This is a genomic window from Micromonospora sp. NPDC005257, from assembly GCF_042872445.1.
In the GTDB taxonomy this organism is placed as follows: domain Bacteria; phylum Actinomycetota; class Actinomycetes; order Mycobacteriales; family Micromonosporaceae; genus Micromonospora.
In genome coordinates this window covers 421,223-439,549 of sequence record NZ_JBIAKL010000002.1, presented here as the reverse complement: position 1 = coordinate 439,549, position 18,327 = coordinate 421,223, and the positions used below count along the sequence as shown (strand labels likewise).

Below are 18,327 nucleotides of genomic sequence, written 5' to 3'. Positions count from 1 at the left end.
CGCCGGGTCAGTGGTCGGTGGTGGCGTCCCCGGCCGGCTCGGCGGCGAACAGGGCCAGCAGGGCGCCGACCTGCTGATAGCCCTCGGCCGGGTGCCGGAAGCGGCCCTTCGGGTTGATCGTGTACTCGTTGCGCCGTCCCACCCGCGTACGCCGCAGGTAACCTCCGGCCTCCAGGTCGGCGACGATGGCCTGGGCCGCCCGCTCGGTCACGCCCACCTCGTCGGCGACGTCACGCAGCCGGGCGGTGGGGTTGCGTGCGATCGCCAGCAGCACGTGGCCGTGGTTGGTGAGGAAGGTCCAGTTACGGCGGCTCCCGTCCTCAGGTGGTGTGGTCGCCATGGTGGTCATGCTATGGCCACCTCCGCCGCCGACCGAATCGGCGCGGTCCGGAGGCGGGCGACAACGGAAAGTATGAAATGCGTATCACGAATCTTGACGGCTCCCGAGGGGCGTGTGAACGTTGGTCGGGAGGCCGTCCGGCCTGGTAGTTCCCTGGTAGACGAGGTGAGGGACATGACGCCGAGGACCCCGGAGCAGGCACTTGCCGAACTGCGTGCCGGTAACCACCGGTTCGTCACCGGCGCCCCGCAGCACCCGAATCAGGACGCCGGACATCGGGCGGCCGTCGCCGACGGCCAGCACCCGTTCGCGGTGATCGTCGGCTGCTCCGACTCGCGGCTCGCCGCCGAGATCATCTTCGATCGCGGCCTCGGTGACCTCTTCGTGGTGCGTACCGCCGGGCACACCGCCGGGCCGGAGGTGCTCGGCAGCGTCGAGTACGCCGTCACCGTGCTGGGCACCCCGCTCGTCGTGGTGCTCGGGCACGACTCGTGCGGCGCGGTCCAGGCCGCCCGCGAGGGGGTCCGCACCGGCGCCGGCCCGGCCGGGCACCTGGGCGCGGTGGTGGACGCGGTCTCACCCAGCCTGCTGCGCGCCGCCCGCCAGGGCGTCGAGGACCTCGACGGCATCATCGACGTGCACATAGCGCAGACCGTGGAGGCGCTGCTGGCCCGGTCTGCCGTCCTGGCCGAGTGGGTGGCGGCGGGGCGGTGCACGGTGGTCGGTATGTCGTACCGGCTCGCCGGCGGCGAGGTGCGGACCGTGGCGCAGTCCCCGGCCCTGCTGCCCGCTCAGGCGGCGCCCGCCGATCCGGCGCTGGCGGGCTGACCGCACGGACGACGGAAAAGGGGCCGCCCTCGGGCGGCCCCTTTCGCGTCCGGGCGTCAGAGCAGCGACATGTGGACGTGGTCGGTGTGGTTCGACGGCCCGCTGTAGGAGCGCCAACCGGTGGCCGGGAACCAGATCTGCCGGTTCCAGATGACGTAGTAGATGCCCAGCCGGTCGGCGTTGCGGATGAGGAAGGCGGCCACCTCGTTGCCGTACCTGCGGGTGTCGTTGTTGTGCCAGGGCGCGAAGCCGCTGTTCTGCAGCGACCAGTCACACGCCTTGCCCTTGGGGTGCTCCCACGGCCCGCCGGACCGGTAGCAGCCCACGAAGCGCTTGAAGCCCGCGCGCCGGACCTCCTTGTACGCGTGCAGCGTGCGCGGCGTGACGCAGCCCGAGGTGGTCGGGTCGTCCTCGCTGCACGACTCCGACTTCCACCCGCCGTCGGCGGTGCGGCCGGGGGCGACCTTGGCGACCGGTGAGGTGGCGGAGACCAGGCCGCCGGTGAAGCCGAGACCGCCGACGAGCTTCAGCGCGCGCTCGGCCTGCACCTTCTCGCGCTCCATCGCGTTCTTCTGCTTCTCCTGCTCGCGTACCTCGGCGTCGAGCGCGATCTTGGCCTGTTCGGCGCGGTTCTTGACCGCGTTGATGGCCGCCAGGCGCTGCGCGTTGAGGAGGTTCAGCTCGTCCAGGGCGTTCACCCGGCGGACGAACGAGTCGGGGGAGTTGCTCTCCAGCAGCATTGCCATCGCGCCCATCCGGCCGGTCCGGTAGGACTGGGCGGCGAGCTGGTTGACCTGCGGGCTGAGCGCGTCGAGTTCGGCCTGTGCCGTCTTCACCTCGGCCGCCAGCCGCCGCTGGCGGTCCTGCGACTTGGCGAGCTTCGCCTTGGCCTGGAGGAAGTTCCGGTTGGCGGAGTCGATCGCCTCGGTGATGAGCGGCGGTTCGCCGTCCTCCTCGTGCCCCGAGGGGGTGCCGGGGGCCGCCGCGGTGGGGGCCGCGGTCGCCGGGGTGGGCCCGGCCAGCACGGCCAGTGCGGCCAGCGCGGCCACCACGGGTGTCAGCCAGCGGCGCAGGGGTGCCGTCACAGTGTTCCCTTCCGTCGGCCGCCGACCGGGTTAGCTGACGGGTTCGGGACGGAAGTGGCCCCTACCGCTGTCGCGGATTCACCCCATGTACCTGGTTCCCCGGCTCGCCCGCGGGCGATTGGGCGGCGGCACCGCTGGCGCAGGTGCGCGCCTTCGGCGGTGACCGGCAGCGAGGTTACCCGACAGCACTCGTGAGGATCTACGTCCGGAAGCCGACCAATAGCGAGATTTCGCCGTGGCGCGCCGTGACCAGCGTCGCGTTTGAAATCGATGGTCACCCTGCGGAGTTTCACCATGCGCCCTCCGTACTCCTTCCGCCGCCGAGCGCCTCCAGCGCGTCGTCCCGTCCGGCCGGCGGCCGGGGCGCGGGCGGCGCCGCGTCCGCGCCGCGCGAGCGCCGTCCGGCGGTGGTCACGATCGCGGCCAGTCCGGTCGTCAGCGGTACGGCGGCGATCAGGCCGAGCGTGGCCACCGCGCTGCGGACGATCTCCTGGGCGAGGAACTCGCTGGTGAGGATCTCGCTGACCGGGCGGGAGTCGGCGACCAGCAGGAGCAGCAGCGGCAGCGAGGCGCCCGCGTACGCCAGCACGATGGTGTTGACGGTGGACGCGATGTGGGCCCGGCCGACCCGGGTCGCCGCCCGGTAGAGCTGCCGCCGGGACAGCCCGGGGTTGGCGTGCGCCAGTTCGGTGACGGTGGCCGCCTGGGTGACCGTGACGTCGTCCAGCACGCCCAGCGAGCCGATGATGATGCCGGCCAGCAGGAGGCCGTGCAGGTCCACGTCGGCCTGGAACATGGACAGCGTGGTGGCGTCCTCGCTGCCGAAGCCGGTCAGATGGGTGGCGGACGTGGCGAGCAGGCCGAGCACGCCGGTGATCACCAGGCTGCCGAGCGTGCCGAGCACCGCCACCGACGTCTGCGCGGTGATCCCGTGGGTCAGATAGAGCACCACGAACATGATCAACGCGGCGCCGACGATCGCCACCAGCAGCGGCGGCTGGCCGGCGCCGATGCCCGGCAGCACGAAGCCGAGCAGGATGGCGAAGCTGGCCGCCAGGCCGGCGAGCGCGGCGAGCCCGCGCCAGCGGCCGAACGCCACGATCGCGGCGGCGAACAGCACCATGAGCCAGATCAGCGGCGTACCGCGCTGGTGCTCGGCGATGTTGTAGGACTTGACCGCCGGATCGGCCGGGTCGGTCAGCTCGACCAGGACGACCTCGTCGCCGACCGCGACCCGGGGTGCGCCGGGCCCGGCCGGGATCGGCGTCTCGACCTGACGGCCCGCGTCCGGACCCTGCTCGGCGGTCACCGTCACGGTGCCGCAGGGGCCGCCCCCGCCGTCCGGGGCCTCCGGGGTCGGCGGGCAGGGCTCGGTGACCACCCGGGTCACGGTGCCGTGGTAGCGGGGGACGTCCGCGCCGCCGACCGGCTCCCGGTCCTGCCGGGGCCAGAGGACCAGCGCCGCGATCACGGTGAGTGCGAACAGCGGCACCACCACGGCGACGAGCAGCCGGCGTACGCCCGGCGGCGCGGCGGGTGCGGGGTGGGTGTGGTCGGCACCCATGGCGTCTCTCCCAACGGTCGCGGCGACGCCTGGTCCGCCGGACCGGTCTGGTCACCCGGGCGGCGCGGACGTGTCGACCACATCCGGGTCGTCGCCCGGCCATGGTAGGCAGCCTGACCGGCTGGCCCCGGGCGCCGGGACCGGTGACGCTCGCCTCGCGTGATCAGGCCAGACCGGCCCGGCGTCGCCGGTACTCGTCCTCGTCGATCTCGCCGCGGGCGTACCGCTCGTCGAGGATGCGCCGGGCCGTCGTCGGGCCCAGGTACTGCGGGCCGGTCCACCGCACGGCCGCCCAGACGAGCCCTACCAGCACCGCGAGCACCAGCAGGGACCAGATCCACATCCAGCCCATCATCGGGCTCTGCCACATCATCGGGCCGCCCTCCGTCCATCACCGCGGGTCCGCCGGACCGGCCTGCCCGCCACTTCGACGGTACGGCCGCCCGGAGGTGTCAGCTCGGGTCGATGTGCCCTGCTCCGAGGGTCGGAGGTCCCCGCTCAGCCGCGCTTCATCAGGCGGCCGACGGCGGCCATCATCTCGGTCGCCATCTCGTCGGCCCGGCCCTCGGCGGCGCCCTCGTGCATGCAGTGCCGGGCGTGCCCGTCGAGCAGGCCGAGGCCGACCTTGTCCAGCGCCGCCTGGATGGCCGAGATCTGCGTGAGCACGTCGATGCAGTAGCGGTCGTCCTCGACCATCTTCTCGATGCCACGGACCTGACCCTCGATCCGGCGGAGCCGGGCGAGGAGTTGGTCCTTGCTGGCGGTGTAGCCCCGGGTCGGGCTGGACGGCGCGGTCATGAAGCCGAGGATAGCGTACCCCTCGGGGGTATGCTAACGTTCGGCACGTACCCCTAGGGGGTATAAGATCGGAGGGCGAGATGGAAACCACCTACCAGGTGAGCGGCATGACCTGCGGGCACTGCGCCAACTCGGTGAGCACCGAGCTGAGCGCGCTTCCGGGCGTCACCGACGTCCAGGTCGACCTGGACGGCGGCCGGGTCACCGTCACCAGTCGGAACCCGCTGGACGTGGACGCGGTCCGCGCGGCGGTCGACGAGGCCGGCTACGACCTCGTCGGTGCGTGACGGTCCGGCGGACCCGAGAAACCGAGGAGACACCATGAACACGGCGACGAAGCTCAGTGGCTTCGCCCTCGGCCTCGTGGCGGTGTTCGGCGCGGCGTACGGGATCGGCAACCTGGCCGATCCCGTCGCCCCGGCCGCCGAGACCCGCCACGACGACAGCGCCGGCGACCACGGGGCCGGCGACGCCGGTCACGGCGACGAGAGCGGCGCCTCCGCGCACCTGCCCGGCGGGCTGCTCGTCTCCGAACGCGGCCACACGTTCCAGCACGCCGCCGCGCCGGCCGGGCAGTTCGCCTTCCGGATCACGGGCCCGGACGGCACACCCGTCACCCGCTACGAGGTGGCCCACGACAAGCGCATGCACCTGATCGTCGCCCGCCGCGACCTCTCCGGCTTCCGGCACGTCCACCCGGAGATGGACGGCGACGGCACCTGGCGCGTCGCCTCGCCGTTGGACGGCCCCGGCGTCTGGCGGGCGTTCGCCGACTTCACCCCGGCCGGCGGGGAGCCGCTCACCCTGGGCCTGGACGTCACGGTCCCCGGCGAGCTGGCCGCCCGGCCGCTGCCGGCGCCGGCGACCACCACCACCGTCGATGGCTACACGGTCACCCTGACCGGCACGCCGGAGCCGGGCCGGACCAGCCGGCTCACGCTCTCCGTCAGCCGCGACGGGCGGCCGGTCACCGACCTCGCGCCCTACCTCGGCGCGTACGGGCACCTGGTGGCGCTGCGGCAGGGCGACCTGGCGTACCTGCACGTGCACCCGGAGGGCACGCCCGGCGACGGGCGCACAGCGGCCGGTCCGGCGATCACGTTCGCCGCCGAGGTGCCGTCGGCCGGGGCGTACCGTCTCTACCTGGACTTCCGGCACGGCGACGCGGTGCACACCGCCGAGTTCACAGTCCTGGCCGGCGACCGGACCGTGCCGGCGCCCGCCGCGCCGGCATCCACCACCGCACCGACCCCGGACGCCGGACACGGCACCCCCGGGCACGGGCACAGTTGAGCGCCGGAGGTGCCGCGATGACTGCCACGGGAAAGGCGCTGCCCACCGCGCCGAATCTGATCGAGCTGGCGATCGGCGGGATGACCTGCGCGTCCTGCGCCGCCCGGATCGAGAAGAAGCTCAACCGGATGGACGGCGTCGAGGCCACCGTCAACTACGCCACCGAGAAGGCCACCGTCCGGTACGCCGACGACATCGCGCCGGCCGACCTGATCGCCACGGTCGAGAAGACCGGCTACACCGCAGTGGTGCCGCCGCCGCCCGAGCAGGCGGAGGCGGCAGCGGCCGGGGAGCCGGTGGACGGGCTGCGCACGGCGCGTACCCGGCTCTGGGTCTCCGCCGTGCTCACCGTGCCGGTGATCGTGCTCGCCATGGTTCCGGCCTGGCAGTTCGACCACTGGCAGTGGGCCTCGCTCACCCTGGCCGCCCCGGTGGTGGTCTGGGGCGGGCTGCCGTTCCACCGCGCCGCGCTGGTCAACCTGCGGCACGGCGCGGCCACCATGGACACGCTCGTGTCGCTCGGCACGCTGGCCGCGTTCGGCTGGTCGCTCTGGGCGCTGTTCCTCGGCGACGCCGGCATGCCCGGCATGAAGCACCCGTTCAGCCTCGACATCACCCGCGGCGACGGCGCCGGCAACATCTACCTGGAGGCCGCCGCCGGGGTGACCGTGTTCATCCTGGCCGGCCGGTACTTCGAGGCCCGATCCAAGCGCACCGCCGGGTCGGCGCTGCGGGCCCTGCTCGAACTCGGGGCCAAGGACGTGGCGGTGCTGCGCGGCGGGCAGGAGACCCGGATCCCGGTCGGGCAGCTCGCGGTCGGGGACCGGTTCGTGGTCCGGCCCGGCGAGAAGGTCGCCACCGACGGTGTGGTCGAGGAGGGCACGTCGGCCGTCGACGCCAGCATGCTCACCGGCGAGTCGGTGCCGGTCGAGGTGGGGCCGGGCGACGCCGCGGTCGGTGCGACTGTGAACGCCGGCGGTCGGCTGGTGATCCGCGCCACCCGGGTCGGCGGGGACACCCAGCTCGCCCAGATGGCGCGGCTGGTCGAGCAGGCGCAGACCGGCAAGGCGGCGGTGCAGCGGCTCGCCGACCGGATCTCCGGCGTCTTCGTGCCCATCGTGATCGCGCTGGCCGCCGGCACGCTCGGTTGGTGGCTCGGCACCGACTCCGGTACGACCGCCGCGTTCACCGCCGCGGTGGCCGTGCTGATCATCGCCTGCCCGTGCGCGCTCGGCCTGGCCACGCCGACCGCGCTGCTGGTCGGCACCGGGCGCGGCGCGCAGCTCGGTGTGCTGATCAAGGGGCCGGAGGTGCTGGAGTCCACCCGCCGGGTCGACACCGTGGTGCTGGACAAGACCGGCACCGTCACCACCGGGCGGATGGCGCTGGCCGAGGTGCTGCCCGCCGACGGCGAGGACGCCGCCGACCTGCTCCGGGTGGCCGGCGCGCTGGAGGCCGCCTCCGAGCACCCGATCGCGCGGGCCGTCGCCGAGGCCGCGGCCGAGGCCGGTCCGCTGCCGCCGCTTGGCGAGTTCGCCAACGTCGAAGGGCTGGGCGTCACCGGCACCGTCGACGGCCGGAGCGTGGTGGTCGGCCGGGCGCGGCTGCTGCGGGAGCGGGGTCTCGACGTACCCGAGGAGGTCGTGCGGGCCGCGACCGGCGCGGAGGCCGCCGGGCGGACGGCGATCCTGGCCGGCTGGGACGGGCGGGCCCGGGGCGTGCTCGCGGTGGCCGACGCGGTGCGGCCGACCAGCCGGGCGGCCGTCACCCGGCTGCGTGAGCTGGGCCTGAAGCCGGTGCTGCTCACCGGCGACAACACCACTGTGGCGAAGGCGGTGGCCGCCGAGGTCGGTATCGACGAGGTGATCGCGGAGGTGCTGCCCGCCGACAAGGTCGCGGTGGTCGAGCGGCTCCAGGGCGAGGGCCGGGTGGTCGCCATGGTCGGCGACGGGGTGAACGACGCCGCCGCGCTGGCCCGGGCCGACCTCGGCCTGGCCATGGGCACCGGCACCGACGCGGCCATCGAGGCGGCCGACCTGACACTGGTCCGGGGCGACCTGATGGCCGCGGCGGACGCGATCCGGCTCTCCCGACGGACGCTGGCGATCATCAAGGGCAACCTGTTCTGGGCGTTCGCCTACAACGTCGCGGCGCTGCCGCTTGCGGCGGCCGGACTGCTCAACCCGATGCTCGCCGGGGCGGCCATGGCGTTCTCGTCGGTCTTCGTGGTGGGCAACAGCCTCCGGCTGCGGCGCTTTCGCCCGATCGGGTGAGGGGATTGAGCGACCGGCCGGCTGGGTAACCGGTTGTTGTCAGGCAATCGCTTCAGTGGAGGTCATCATGGGTCTCGACGACAAGATCGACAACACGTCCCAGGACGCCGCGGGCAAGGTCAAGGAGGGCGTCGGCCGGGCCACGGACAACGAGCGCCTGGAGGCCGAGGGCCGCAACGACCAGGCCGGCGCGAAGCTCAAGCAGGCCGCCGAGAAGATCAAGGACGCCTTCAAGAGCTGAGTACGCGACGCACGCACACCACCGGGTCGGCCCACGGGCCGGCCCGGCGTGCTGTGTACGGACGGTGACGATCCCGCGTGGCGGAGGCCACCGTCCACATCGATCCGGCGGGACCACCGGGATCGGCTCGGGTGCATAGGATGCGAAGCGACCTCGAATGGGGAGGAGCGTCGCGATGGCCGATCCCGCCGACCCGTCCGGCTTCGGCCGGGTGCTGTCCGAAACCATGGCCGCGCTCCAGCGGCAGGCCGCCGCGGGCGAGCAGGTGGCGCCGCCGGAAGGCGTGGGCGAGGCCGCCGACGGCCTGATCCGGGTCACCGCCGGCCCACCCGGGCAGGTCACCGGGGTGACGCTCGACCCCCGCGTGATGCGGATGGCCAGCGAGGCACTCGCCGAGGAGATCGAGGCGGCCGTCAACGCCGCGCTCGCCGACCTGCGGGAGCAGGCCGCCACCGTCCCCGGCGATGTCGACCTGGGGTCGCTCGGTGAGCAACTGCGCCGCATCCAGGCCGACGCGGGGCGCCAGTTCAGCATGTTCACCGATGCCCTGATGCAGGCGCAGGACCGGCTCGCCCGCCAGGACGGGCGCTGATGCCGGTCGAGATCGATCCGGAGCGGCTGGGCGCCTCCGGGTCGGCGCTCGACTCGGTCGCGACCCGGTTCGGCGCGGCGCTCACCGCCTTCCGGGCCGAGCTGGCCGGCTTCGGCCGTCCCTGGGGGTCCGACGACATCGGCTCGCTCATCGGCGCCGCCCACGACGAGGTGTCCGCGTTCGCGTTCGAGTGCTTCGACGACGCGCTCAACGAGATCGCCGCCGCCGGCGCCGACCTCGGCAGGATGGCCGTCAGCTACACCGAGACCGAGGCGGCCATCACCCGCAACCTCGACGGCCTGCGGCGGATGCTGGGAGGCTGAACATGGGCATGGAACTACCCGGCGAGCTGCGGTCGCTGCTCGGCGTCCTCGGCTACACCTGGCCCGAGGCGGACGAGACCAAGCTCTTCGAGATGGGCAACGCCTGGATCCGGTTCTCCGACACCCTCTCCGGGGTGGTGAGCGACGCGAACACCGGGGCGGCCACGGTCTGGACCCAGCACACCGGTCAGGACATCGCCGCGTTCCAGACCTGGTGGAACAAGGAGGACAGCCCCGCCGACAGCCTGCGCGACGGCGTCACCGCCGCCGTGCTGACCGGCACCGGCCTGATCATCTGCGGCGCGATCGTGCTCGCCCTCAAGGTCGCGGTCATCGTGCAACTGGTCATCCTGGCCGTGCAGATCGCGCAGGCCGTCGCCACCGCGGCGGTCACCTTCGGGGCCTCGCTGCTGGAGATCCCGATCTTCCATACGCTGGCTCGGACCATCGTCGGCAACCTCGTCCAGGAAGCCCTCTGGAAACTCGTCGACGGGTGAGGTGACCATGAGCGGGGGTAAAGCGGGCGGCCGGCTGATGCGCGCCGCGTTGCGCTTTCTCAAGCGGACCAAGACGCGCAACCGGCCCGACCGGATGAATCCGCACTTCACCGAGCACGTGTTCGGCGGCCACGTGAAGCCGGGCATGCCCAAGGGATCGGGCTACCACTACCGGCCCGGCGGCGAGGACTTCCCCGGTCGCCGGCTTCAGCCCGGCAGCGTCGTCAAGGACCCGAAGACCGGGGCCTACAGCGCCAAACCGGAGTTCTTCGACCCGACCATGAACCCCCCGCACGGAGCCTGGAAGCCGAAGAAGGGCAACGGCGGGGAAAGCTCGTTCTTCCCCGACGACTGGACGCCCGCCCAGGTGGACAACGCCATCACCGGTGCCTTCCAGAACGCGAAGCCGGTGCCCGGCACCAGCATGTGGCGTGGCACTCACAAGGGCCTGGTGATCGAGGGTTTCTACAATGGCTCGGGCGGCTTCACCCACGGATGGCCGGTCGTCATCCCATGATCCAGAGGACTTTCCGTTGGCGTTCATCAGTTTCTCCGTCGATGAGTTCCGGCTCCCGCTGTTCAACGTGTCCGATCAGCGCTATCGGGCCCTCGGCGCGTGGCTGATCACCGACGTCTCCGTCTCCTACTCGGCGTGCCTGGACGCCCTTCAGATGATCGACGACGTGGCGAACGGCCGTCCGCTCGACGAGGGGTGGGACAGCGACAAGTACGAGGTCAGGTTCTCGCCGGCCGGCGTCGAGTTCGTCAACGAGTGGGTCGCGGACGAGCGGGGGAGTTACTCGCTGGACGAGACCCGGGAGGCAGTCGAGTCCTACTGGCGCTTCCTGGTCCACCGCCCGGAGAACCGCGAGCTGATCCGCGAGTACCGGCCCGACCTGCCGCGGTGGCAGGCGGAGCTGCTCCAGTGGGAGGAGCGTTGGGGCCGGCCGCATCCGTACCGGGGCCGGTTGTTCTGATCGACTCCGGTCAGCCCGGCCGGACTGCGCTGGCGTCGGCCAGGCGCGCCGCGCGTACCTCCAGATGACGCCGCTCCGGCAGGCTCGTGGTGGCCCGCGCGGCGGCCAGGTACGCGGCCCGCGCCTCCGCGCGGTCGCCGGCCATGTCGAGCAGGTGCGCACGGACGGTGGCGAACCGGTGGTGGCCCGCGGTCCGGTCGTCGGCGTCGAGCGTCGCCAGCAGCGCCAGCCCGGCACGCGGCCCGTCCACCATGGCCACCGCGACGGCCTGGTTGAGCGTCACCATCGGGTTCGGCGCGACCCGGGCCAGCACCCGGTAGAGCGCGACGATCTGCCGCCAGTCGGTGTCCCCGGCGGTGGGCGCCTCCGCATGGACAGCGGCGATCGCCGCCTGCACCTGGTACGCGCCGGGCGTCGACCAGGTGAGCGCCTCGGTCACCAGCGCCACCCCCTCCGCGACGGCGTCCCGGTCCCAGCGGGTGCGGTCCTGCTCGGCCAGCGGCACCAGCTCGCCGTCCGGCCCGGTACGGGCGGCCCGGTGCGCGTCGGTGAGCAGCATCAGCGCCAGCAACCCGGCCACCTCGCCGTCGTCCGGGAGCAGCCGGCGCAGCTCCCGGGTCAGCCGGATCGCCTCGGCGGTCAGCTCGGCCCGGTGCAGCGCCTCGCCACTGGACGCGGTGTAGCCCTCGTTGAAGATCAGGTAGAGCACGCGCAGCACGGCGGCGAGCCGGTCGTCCCGGTCGGCCGGCGACGGCAGCGTGAAGCGGGCGCCGGCCGCCTCGATCCGCTGCTTCGCGCGGCGGATCCGCTGGCTCATCGTCGCCTCCGGCACCAGGTACGCGCGGGCGATCTCGGCAGTGCTCAGTCCACCCACGGCGCGCAGCGTGAGCGCCACCTGCCCGCTCACCGGCAACGCCGGATGGCAGCAGAGGAACAGCAGCCGCAACGTGTCGTCGGCGCTCGGCGGCTCCTCGTCGGCCGGCGGGGCGACAGTCGCGTACGCCGGCTGCCGCACCGCCACCGCCACCTCGCGTTCCCGGCGGGCGTGCTCGCTGCGCCACTCGTCGGTGAGCCGGCGCGTGGCGACGGTGACCAGCCAGGATCGGGGACGGTCGGGCAGACCCTGCTCCGGCCACTGCACGGCGGCGGCGAGCAGCGCCTCCTGCACGGCGTCCTCGCAGGCGTAGAACTGGCCGTGCCGGCGGACGAGCACGCCGAGGACCTGCGGCGCGAGCGTACGCAGCAGGTCCTCGACCACAGGTGCGGTCACATCTCCGTCCCGGCCTGATCCATCACCGCGCGCACCTCCAGCACACCGAAGCCGTGCCGTACGTCCGGCCAGCGCGCGGCGATCTCGGCGGCCCGCTCCGAGGTCTCGCAGTCGACAGTCAGAAAGCCGGCGAACTGCTCCTTGCTCTCCATGAACGGCCCGTCCGTGATCTCGACGCCACCGGCGGCCGGACGGGCCGTGCGGGCCTGCGAGGGGTGGGCCAGTGCCTCGCCGCCGACCAGCTCGCCGGACTCGGTCAGCTCCTTCATGATCTCGTCGACCTCACCGAAGATCGCGGTGCGTTCCGCCTCGGTCAGCTCCTCCACGAAGCCGGGCCGGTTCCAGATGAGCAGCATGTACTTCACCGTGCACTCCTCGGGGTTCAAGCCACCGGCGGTGGCGCCTCGCAGACGGGTCGGAGCCGCTCCGCCCGATCCGACATCATCCCCCGGGAGGTTCAGCGACCCCCGCGAAGCGGACGGCGTGCCGGGCGGCCCGGATCGAGCGAGGCCCGGTCGGCGGCGCTGGTGCCGGAGACCCAGCCCTGCTCGTCGCGCACCTGGAGCCGGTGCCGGGTGGTGCCGGGAAAGAGCTGGTCGACGCGGTCCCGGACGGCGTCCGAGCGGGCCGCGAGCACCGGCAGCAGCCGGTCGTCGTCGAGTTCCCGCGCCGCCGCCGCGCTCGCCTCCCGCAGCCGGTCGCCGATGCGTAGCGCGAACGCGTTGAGGAACGACTCGTCGTAACCCTTGGTGCGCCGCCCGCCGGACCGGCCGCGCTCGCCCCGGCCGCGCAGCATCGCGGCGGTGGCCTGCACGAGCAGCGAGGTGTGCAGCAGCTCGACCGCGGCCAGGTCGGCCGGGAAGCCGAGCACGGTGGCGAAACCCAGGTCGTCGGACCAGACCGACTCGCACCGGTTCGCCGCCGCCACCTCCTGGATCAGCAGTGCCTTCGCGGCCGCGTACGGGGCGTCGACGCCGATCCGCACCCCGCCCGGGCCGCCGGACCGCTCGGCCCCGGCGTCGAGCAGCGCCGCGTCGATGCTGTGCCGGGCCATCAGCTCCTGCGCCTTGGCGGTGAACGCCTCCGCCTCGGCCGGGTATCCGGTCGACTCGGCCTTGGCGAGCAGCGCGCGTACCCGGTCGAGCATCCGGGAACCGCTCGGTGTGGTGGCGACCCGTGCGACGCCGGTCGAGCCCGGTGGCGGCTGGAGCGTCGCGATCGGCGGCAGACCCGCCACCAGGACGACCGCGTCGACGGCGTCCCGCAGCGCGGTGATCCGGTCGCCGTCGGCGCGTCGGTCCAGCCAGCCCGCGTCGTCGTCCCAGCGGGCGCCGGTCTCGGCGAGCTGCTCGTCGAACCAGGCCGGCACCGGGGCGGGCAGTGTGCGCCGCTGCGCGGCCATCGCGTCGCGCAGCAGCCGGGCGCCGCGCGGGGTGAGCCGCCGGACGGCGAGCCGGTCCAGGTCGGCGGGCTGCCAGCCACGCGGCCAGAGCCGGCCCACGTCCCGCGTCAGCCGGGCGAGAAGCGCCGCGTCCACCGCCGCGCCGTCGGCCACCACGAGCCCGTCGAGGGCTCGCTCGGCAGCGCGTACGTCGGTGCCGCGCGCGGTCGCGACGGCGGCGTCGAGCAGTCGCTCGGCTGGTGACACGGGTGGCTCTCCCTGGACTCCGACAGGCGGCAGGTCGCCCACCCCGGCACCGACGGTACCCGGCCCACCCGTTCAACCGACCGGGCCCGGCATCCGTACCCTTGCCCGGAGCGGGCGGCGCGACGGACGGAGATCGACGTGGGTGAGCACCGGCGAGGGCTGCACCGGCGGCGCAGGTCGCGATCAGGGCGGTTCCTGGCGGTGGCTCTGGTCGGTGCCGTACTCGCCGCTGGCGGGTACGCCGCGCGGCATCCGGACCTGCTGGGCCGCACCGAGGCGCCGACCGTCGCGGCGGCAGCGAGCGCACCGGCACCGGACGCCCGCCGCTCGCCGACTGTCGCTCCGGTCCCGGCGGCCGGCCGGGTGGCCCGCGCCATCGGCTACCCGGCCCGGGGGGCGGGCACGTTCCGCACCGCCGACACCGTCGGCGCGGTCGCCGGCCGCTCCGGCGAGCTGCTGCGTTACCGGGTCGCGGTCGAGGACGGCATCCGCAACGTGGACGTGGAACGCTTCGCCCGGGACGTGGCCGCCACGCTCGCCGACCGGCGGGGCTGGACCGGCGACGGCCGGTGGCGGCTGCAACGGGTGGGCCGCGACGACCCGGCCGACTTCACTGTGCTCCTCACCACGCCGGTGACCCGGGGACGGCTCTGCGACGACCCGAGCGACAGGTACACGTCCTGCCGCAACGGCGACCAGGTGGTGATCAACGTGGCCCGCTGGGTGTACGGGGTGCCGCACGTGCCCGATCTCGGCCTGTACCGGCACTACCTGCTCAACCACGAGATCGGCCACCGGCTGGGCCGCGGCCACGAGCGCTGCCCCCGGGGCGGCGGACCGGCGCCGGTGATGGTGCAGCAGACGCTCGGCCTGCACGGCTGCACCCCGAACGCGTGGCCGCTGGTGGGCGGCGAACCGCTGGTCGGGCCGCCCGGCCAGTACGACGACCGGATCCCGGCCGGGGATCACTGAGCCGGCCGGGCCGTCACCGGGAGAACGAGGCCCAGATGTTCTTGGTCTTCTCGGTGGCGTACCAGCCGGCGTCGAGCGAGACCGACTGGGCCAGGAACAGCCCGCGCCCGCCTGAGTCCGTCGGGCTGATGTCGGCCAACTCCGGCACCGTGCTGACGTCGTGGTCGCCCACGTCGAGCAGGAACCGGTCGTCGGTGGCGAGCAGCGTGATGATGGTGGGCGGGCGGCCGTGCCGCAGCGCGTTGCTGGCCAGCTCGGTGGCGACGAGCGCGACCAGGTGCGGCACCTCGTCCAGGTCCTCGCCCTGCACCAGGCCGTGCCGGTTCAGCGCGTCCCGCAGTGAGGCGCGCAGGCTACGGAGATCCTCGGGACTGTCCAGCACCCACCGTTCCAGCTCGGCGGCCTGTGGCGGCGGCGGCGAGGTGCGCAACTGTCCCATGATCTGGCTTTACCCTGCGTAGCCGTCCGTTAAGCAGGTCAGCGCCGCAGCAGCGCGAACACGCCCCACCCCAGGTACTCGCGCTGGAAACGGACGTGGCGCACCGGGTCCTCGGTCAGCTCCCGCCGCAGCTCCGGGGCCAGTTCGTCGTCCGGGTTGGCGTCCAGCCAGCGGCGCAGGTTCAGCCAGTGCGCGGCGGCGTAACGGTCCCAGCTGTCCTGGTCGGCGAGCACCATCTCGACCAGGTCCCAGCCGCACGCGCCGAACGACTCGACCAGGCCGGGCAGGTCGCGGAACTCGTCGCGGGAGCGGGCGTGTGAGCCGGTGACCGCCTCGTCGTCCGGCGGGTCACGCCGCCAGTAGGGCTCACCGACGAGTGCCATGCCGCCGGGCCGCAACGCCCGGCCGAGCAGCTCCAGCGTGCCCGGCACGCCGCCGCCGATCCAGGTCGCGCCGACGCAGGCGGCCACGTCGACCTGCCGCTCCGGGGTGTACGCCGCCGCGTCGCCGTGTACGAAACGTACCCGGTCGGCCACACCCAGTTCGGCGGCGCGTTCCCGGGCGGCGGCGGTGAAGGCGCTGCTGATGTCGACGCCGGTGCCGGTGACCCCGTGGTCGCGGGCCCAGGTGCAGAGCAGCTCACCCTTGCCGCTGCACAGGTCCAGCAGCTCGTCGCCTGGTCGCAGCCGGATCGCGCGGCCCAGCGTGGCCAGCTTGACCTCGTCGAACGGGTTGATGATGCGCAGGTCGCCCTCGCGGATGGTGAACTGGCGCGGCAGGTCCGGTGAAGTCATCCGGGCAGCGTGCCGCCGTCCGGCGGGCAGTGGCAACCGATTTGTGTCTGGGCCGCTCCGGGTCTCCTGCGGTACGGTCACGACATGGTGGTCGAGGAACACTGGTGGAACGGCGTCAACAACCCTCGCGGACGGCGCGATGTCTACATCCGCACCGACGGAAGCCAGTGGCAGGTCCAGGCGCAGATCGGTGGGGCATCCGGCCGATCCAAGATCCAGCAGTGCCCGAGCCGCGGCTCGGCGAGCATCCTCGCCGGCGCGTGGCGTTCGAGCGGTTCCGGCTGGCGGGCGATGCCGCGCTGACCGCACGCTCAGTCACGAGGGCCGTGCGCGGCGCGGTCGACGAGTGACTCGGCGACCTCCCGCAGCTTGCGGTTGGAGTCCTGCGACACCCGGGCCAGGATGGCGAACGCCTCGTCGGCCGAGCAGCGCCGCTGCCCCATGATGATGCCCTTCGCCTGCTCTATCACGGCCCGGCTCTGCATCGCCTCCTGCATCTGCTGCGCCAGCGTCGCCGTGCTCTCGTACAGGTGGACGTTCGCGAGCGCGATGGCGGCGTAACCGGCCAGCGGCTCTCCGCCGCCATGTCCGGCACCAGCATCGCCGTGCCGGTGGTGGCCGCGTCCAGGCACGGGCCGCGGCCCTGCGCGTACTGCCACTCGTCGAGGGTCAGCGCCAGCTCACCGGTGTACGCGGCGGTGTGCGCCTCCGTGCCCTGCACCAGGGTGACCGAGACTTCGGCGGTACCGGGCAGGGTGTCCTTGGCGACCTGGGCGATGGTCGACAACACCACGTCGAGGTCGACTTCGTCGTACTTGATCCGACCGAGTCTGATCAAGGCTGCGGCGAGGTCGGGGTGGGCCTGCGGCATGAGCGGTGACGTCCTTGTGGGAAGCGGCGGGGATCGGTCCGCGGTGACGGACCAGCGCCCCGATTCCGGCATGGATCGGGACCGGCGCCGCTTCTTGACGCACGTTTGTGACGCCCCGGGCGGGACGTCGACTACCCGGACAACTCTACGACCCGGAGCGGGTGGGTACGACGGGACCTGCCGACCGGCCGTCGACCGGCGGCAGCGCGGGGAGCTCGACGACCTCGAACGCGGTGAGCGTGCCGGTGACGGTGAGGACGCGACGGACCACCGGGGACGGTCGGTGCAGAACGAGCCGCCGGCCGTCCCCGGTGAGCACCCGCTGCGCCAGCACCAGCGCGCTGATCCCGTGCGCGCCGAAGAAGCCGACCTCCGACAGGTCGATCACCACGAGCGGGGCGGGCGCCGCGACGGCGGTCTGTACGAGTTCGGTGAGCAGGTGCGCGTTGCTGAGGTCCACCTCGCCGGCCACCGAGACCTGGGTCACGTCCGCGCCTATGTCGCAGCTCAGCCACATGATCGGCTCGTCCGGCCGGAACGCTCCGGACGCCGTGGGAACCTGATGCCAGCCGAAGACCGGCCGCTCGCCCGACATGTCGCCTCCGACCTCACCGTTTAGAGGACGCCCTCGGCGAGACGCGCCGTGGGCGGGGAGGGCACATGTCTTGACCCGTAACCAACATACGCCGGACGGGCGGACATCGCAGCGTGGGCGCGTTCGGATTCCGTCGGTCCCGGTCCCGGTACCGTTGGCGGAGCGGACCGATGCCGACGATCTCCACCAGGAGAGGATCCAAGCGTGGAAGCCCCCCGTATCGACCCCGGTGACGCGCTCGCGGAGCTGAGCCGGATCCGGCTCGACGAGGTGGCGCTCGACGACGTCCTGGCGCGTGTCGCCGACCTGGCGAACCGGGCGGTTCCTGGTAGCGCGGAGGTCTCCGTCTCCCTGGTGCAGGCCGGCGCGAACCGGGCCATCGCCTACACCAGCGACCTGGCGCGCAGCCTCGACGAGTGGCAGTACGAGCACGACGACGGTCCCTGCCTCGACGCCTCGGTGAGCGCGGTGAGCGTCTCGCTGCCCGACCTGGCCGACGAGCCGCGCTGGCCGGGCTGGGCGGCGCGGGCCCGCGCAGCGGGTGTGCAGAGCTCACTGTCGATCGGCCTGCCGATCCAGGAGGCGGTCACCGGGGCGTTGAACATCCACAGCAGCGTGCCGCACGCCTTCGACAAATCGTCGATCGAGCTGGCGGAGGAGTTCGCCGCGTACGCGGCGGTCGCGCTCGCCAACGCCCACCTGTACGACAGCACCGCGACGTTGGCCCGGCAGATGCGAGAGGCGATGCGCAGCCGGGCGGTGATCGAGCAGGCCAAGGGCATCATCATGGGACAGCGGCGCTGCTCCGCCGACGAGGCGTTCACGCTGCTCGCCAAGCTCTCCCAGGACTCCAACCGCAGGCTGCGCGAGGTGGCCGAGGCGCTGGTCTCCCGCGCCGCCCGCTGACCCGCACACGTCGTCGAAGGG

The 18,327-nt window shown here is 73.2% G+C and carries 24 protein-coding genes, 1 pseudogene and 1 riboswitch; of the genes and pseudogenes, 13 read left to right on the top strand and 12 right to left on the bottom strand.

The genetic code is table 11. From position 1 onward, the window contains the following. Nucleotides 1–7: 7 nt before the first annotated feature. Nucleotides 8–349 carry a helix-turn-helix domain-containing protein gene (locus ACFYO8_RS05455; protein WP_354868211.1) on the bottom strand — a complete coding sequence of 114 codons (342 nt, stop codon included), beginning with the start codon at nt 347–349 and terminating at the stop codon, nt 8–10. A 165-nt stretch (nt 350–514) separates the two neighbouring features. Here ACFYO8_RS05455 and ACFYO8_RS05450 point away from each other — a divergent pair, with 165 nt between their 5' ends. Next, complete coding sequence (locus ACFYO8_RS05450; protein WP_354868214.1) at nt 515–1,168, top strand: carbonic anhydrase; 654 nt, start codon at nt 515–517, stop codon at nt 1,166–1,168. Nucleotides 1,169–1,224: 56 nt separating this feature from the next. Here ACFYO8_RS05450 and ACFYO8_RS05445 read toward each other — a convergent pair whose 3' ends face one another. From ACFYO8_RS05445 to ACFYO8_RS05430, 4 genes are all read right to left on the bottom strand, one after another. Then, nucleotides 1,225–2,253 carry a hypothetical protein gene (locus tag ACFYO8_RS05445; protein ID WP_354868216.1) on the bottom strand — a complete coding sequence of 343 codons (1,029 nt, stop codon included), beginning with the start codon at nt 2,251–2,253 and terminating at the stop codon, nt 1,225–1,227. A 3-nt stretch (nt 2,254–2,256) separates the two neighbouring features. Beyond that, nucleotides 2,257–2,388, bottom strand: a riboswitch (cyclic di-AMP (ydaO/yuaA leader). Between the two features lie 154 nt (nt 2,389–2,542). Then, nucleotides 2,543–3,817: a YibE/F family protein gene (locus ACFYO8_RS05440; RefSeq protein WP_354868218.1), complete on the bottom strand. Its 1,275-nt coding sequence runs from the start codon at nt 3,815–3,817 to the stop codon at nt 2,543–2,545. Nucleotides 3,818–3,980: 163 nt separating this feature from the next. Beyond that, on the bottom strand, nt 3,981–4,190 hold the full coding sequence (locus tag ACFYO8_RS05435; RefSeq protein WP_387256830.1) for an SHOCT domain-containing protein: 210 nt from the start codon (nt 4,188–4,190) through the stop codon (nt 3,981–3,983). Between the two features lie 125 nt (nt 4,191–4,315). Then, entirely contained in the window at nt 4,316–4,615 is a 300-nt protein-coding gene (locus tag ACFYO8_RS05430; protein ID WP_013283780.1) for a metal-sensitive transcriptional regulator, read from the bottom strand. 80 nt (nt 4,616–4,695) lie between these two features. Here ACFYO8_RS05430 and ACFYO8_RS05425 point away from each other — a divergent pair, with 80 nt between their 5' ends. From ACFYO8_RS05425 to ACFYO8_RS05385, 9 genes are all read left to right on the top strand, one after another. Then, nucleotides 4,696–4,902 carry a heavy-metal-associated domain-containing protein gene (locus ACFYO8_RS05425; RefSeq protein ID WP_354868222.1) on the top strand — a complete coding sequence of 69 codons (207 nt, stop codon included), beginning with the start codon at nt 4,696–4,698 and terminating at the stop codon, nt 4,900–4,902. A gap of 34 nt (nt 4,903–4,936) precedes the next feature. Then, nucleotides 4,937–5,908 carry a hypothetical protein gene (locus ACFYO8_RS05420; protein ID WP_354868225.1) on the top strand — a complete coding sequence of 324 codons (972 nt, stop codon included), beginning with the start codon at nt 4,937–4,939 and terminating at the stop codon, nt 5,906–5,908. A 17-nt stretch (nt 5,909–5,925) separates the two neighbouring features. Further along, nucleotides 5,926–8,181 (top strand): heavy metal translocating P-type ATPase, encoded by a 2,256-nt coding sequence (locus ACFYO8_RS05415; RefSeq protein ID WP_354868228.1) that lies wholly within the window; start codon nt 5,926–5,928, stop codon nt 8,179–8,181. A 67-nt stretch (nt 8,182–8,248) separates the two neighbouring features. Then, entirely contained in the window at nt 8,249–8,422 is a 174-nt protein-coding gene (locus ACFYO8_RS05410; RefSeq protein WP_073827041.1) for a CsbD family protein, read from the top strand. A 175-nt stretch (nt 8,423–8,597) separates the two neighbouring features. Then, nucleotides 8,598–9,014 (top strand): YbaB/EbfC family nucleoid-associated protein, encoded by a 417-nt coding sequence (locus tag ACFYO8_RS05405; protein ID WP_354868231.1) that lies wholly within the window; start codon nt 8,598–8,600, stop codon nt 9,012–9,014. Beyond that, nucleotides 9,014–9,337: a hypothetical protein gene (locus ACFYO8_RS05400; RefSeq protein WP_354868233.1), complete on the top strand. Its 324-nt coding sequence runs from the start codon at nt 9,014–9,016 to the stop codon at nt 9,335–9,337. Before ACFYO8_RS05405 ends, ACFYO8_RS05400 begins: the two co-directional genes overlap by 1 nt. Before the next feature lie 2 nt (nt 9,338–9,339). Then, nucleotides 9,340–9,834 carry a hypothetical protein gene (locus ACFYO8_RS05395; RefSeq protein ID WP_354868235.1) on the top strand — a complete coding sequence of 165 codons (495 nt, stop codon included), beginning with the start codon at nt 9,340–9,342 and terminating at the stop codon, nt 9,832–9,834. A gap of 7 nt (nt 9,835–9,841) precedes the next feature. Further along, on the top strand, nt 9,842–10,351 hold the full coding sequence (locus ACFYO8_RS05390) for an EndoU domain-containing protein (RefSeq protein ID WP_354868450.1): 510 nt from the start codon (nt 9,842–9,844) through the stop codon (nt 10,349–10,351). 16 nt (nt 10,352–10,367) lie between these two features. Further along, nucleotides 10,368–10,811 (top strand): hypothetical protein, encoded by a 444-nt coding sequence (locus ACFYO8_RS05385; protein WP_354868237.1) that lies wholly within the window; start codon nt 10,368–10,370, stop codon nt 10,809–10,811. Nucleotides 10,812–10,821: 10 nt separating this feature from the next. Here the strand turns inward: ACFYO8_RS05385 and ACFYO8_RS05380 are convergent, their stop codons facing one another. The 3 genes from ACFYO8_RS05380 to ACFYO8_RS05370 all read right to left on the bottom strand — a co-directional run bounded on the left by ACFYO8_RS05380 (nt 10,822) and on the right by ACFYO8_RS05370 (nt 13,729). Next, nucleotides 10,822–12,081, bottom strand: coding sequence for a sigma-70 family RNA polymerase sigma factor (locus ACFYO8_RS05380; RefSeq protein ID WP_355095196.1), 1,260 nt, complete (start codon nt 12,079–12,081; stop codon nt 10,822–10,824). Further along, nucleotides 12,078–12,437 carry a YciI family protein gene (locus ACFYO8_RS05375; protein WP_355095199.1) on the bottom strand — a complete coding sequence of 120 codons (360 nt, stop codon included), beginning with the start codon at nt 12,435–12,437 and terminating at the stop codon, nt 12,078–12,080. The genes ACFYO8_RS05380 and ACFYO8_RS05375 overlap by 4 nt, the downstream gene beginning before the upstream one ends. 101 nt (nt 12,438–12,538) lie before the next feature. Further along, nucleotides 12,539–13,729: a DUF2786 domain-containing protein gene (locus ACFYO8_RS05370; protein WP_354868241.1), complete on the bottom strand. Its 1,191-nt coding sequence runs from the start codon at nt 13,727–13,729 to the stop codon at nt 12,539–12,541. Between the two features lie 138 nt (nt 13,730–13,867). On the opposite strand from ACFYO8_RS05370, the gene ACFYO8_RS05365 reads away from it, so the two are divergent. Next, nucleotides 13,868–14,701, top strand: a complete 834-nt coding sequence (locus tag ACFYO8_RS05365; protein ID WP_357707156.1) for a DUF3152 domain-containing protein — start codon at nt 13,868–13,870, stop codon at nt 14,699–14,701. Nucleotides 14,702–14,714: 13 nt separating this feature from the next. Here the strand turns inward: ACFYO8_RS05365 and ACFYO8_RS05360 are convergent, their stop codons facing one another. Both ACFYO8_RS05360 and ACFYO8_RS05355 read right to left on the bottom strand, forming a co-directional pair. Then, nucleotides 14,715–15,140, bottom strand: coding sequence for an ATP-binding protein (locus tag ACFYO8_RS05360; RefSeq protein WP_355095768.1), 426 nt, complete (start codon nt 15,138–15,140; stop codon nt 14,715–14,717). A 38-nt stretch (nt 15,141–15,178) separates the two neighbouring features. Beyond that, a complete protein-coding gene (locus ACFYO8_RS05355; protein WP_355095770.1) occupies nt 15,179–15,934 on the bottom strand; it encodes a class I SAM-dependent methyltransferase in 756 nt (251 codons plus the stop codon). A gap of 84 nt (nt 15,935–16,018) precedes the next feature. Between ACFYO8_RS05355 and ACFYO8_RS05350 the strand changes: the two genes are divergently transcribed. Then, nucleotides 16,019–16,237: a hypothetical protein gene (locus ACFYO8_RS05350; RefSeq protein WP_354868248.1), complete on the top strand. Its 219-nt coding sequence runs from the start codon at nt 16,019–16,021 to the stop codon at nt 16,235–16,237. An 8-nt stretch (nt 16,238–16,245) separates the two neighbouring features. Here the strand turns inward: ACFYO8_RS05350 and ACFYO8_RS05345 are convergent. Together ACFYO8_RS05345 and ACFYO8_RS05340 are read right to left on the bottom strand one after the other, a co-directional pair. Next, nucleotides 16,246–16,805, bottom strand: a pseudogene (locus ACFYO8_RS05345) (ANTAR domain-containing protein). A 145-nt stretch (nt 16,806–16,950) separates the two neighbouring features. After that, nucleotides 16,951–17,400, bottom strand: a complete 450-nt coding sequence (locus ACFYO8_RS05340; protein WP_354868249.1) for an STAS domain-containing protein — start codon at nt 17,398–17,400, stop codon at nt 16,951–16,953. 204 nt (nt 17,401–17,604) lie between these two features. Between ACFYO8_RS05340 and ACFYO8_RS05335 the strand changes: the two genes are divergently transcribed. After that, nucleotides 17,605–18,306 carry a GAF and ANTAR domain-containing protein gene (locus ACFYO8_RS05335; RefSeq protein ID WP_354868251.1) on the top strand — a complete coding sequence of 234 codons (702 nt, stop codon included), beginning with the start codon at nt 17,605–17,607 and terminating at the stop codon, nt 18,304–18,306. Nucleotides 18,307–18,327 lie beyond the last annotated feature (21 nt).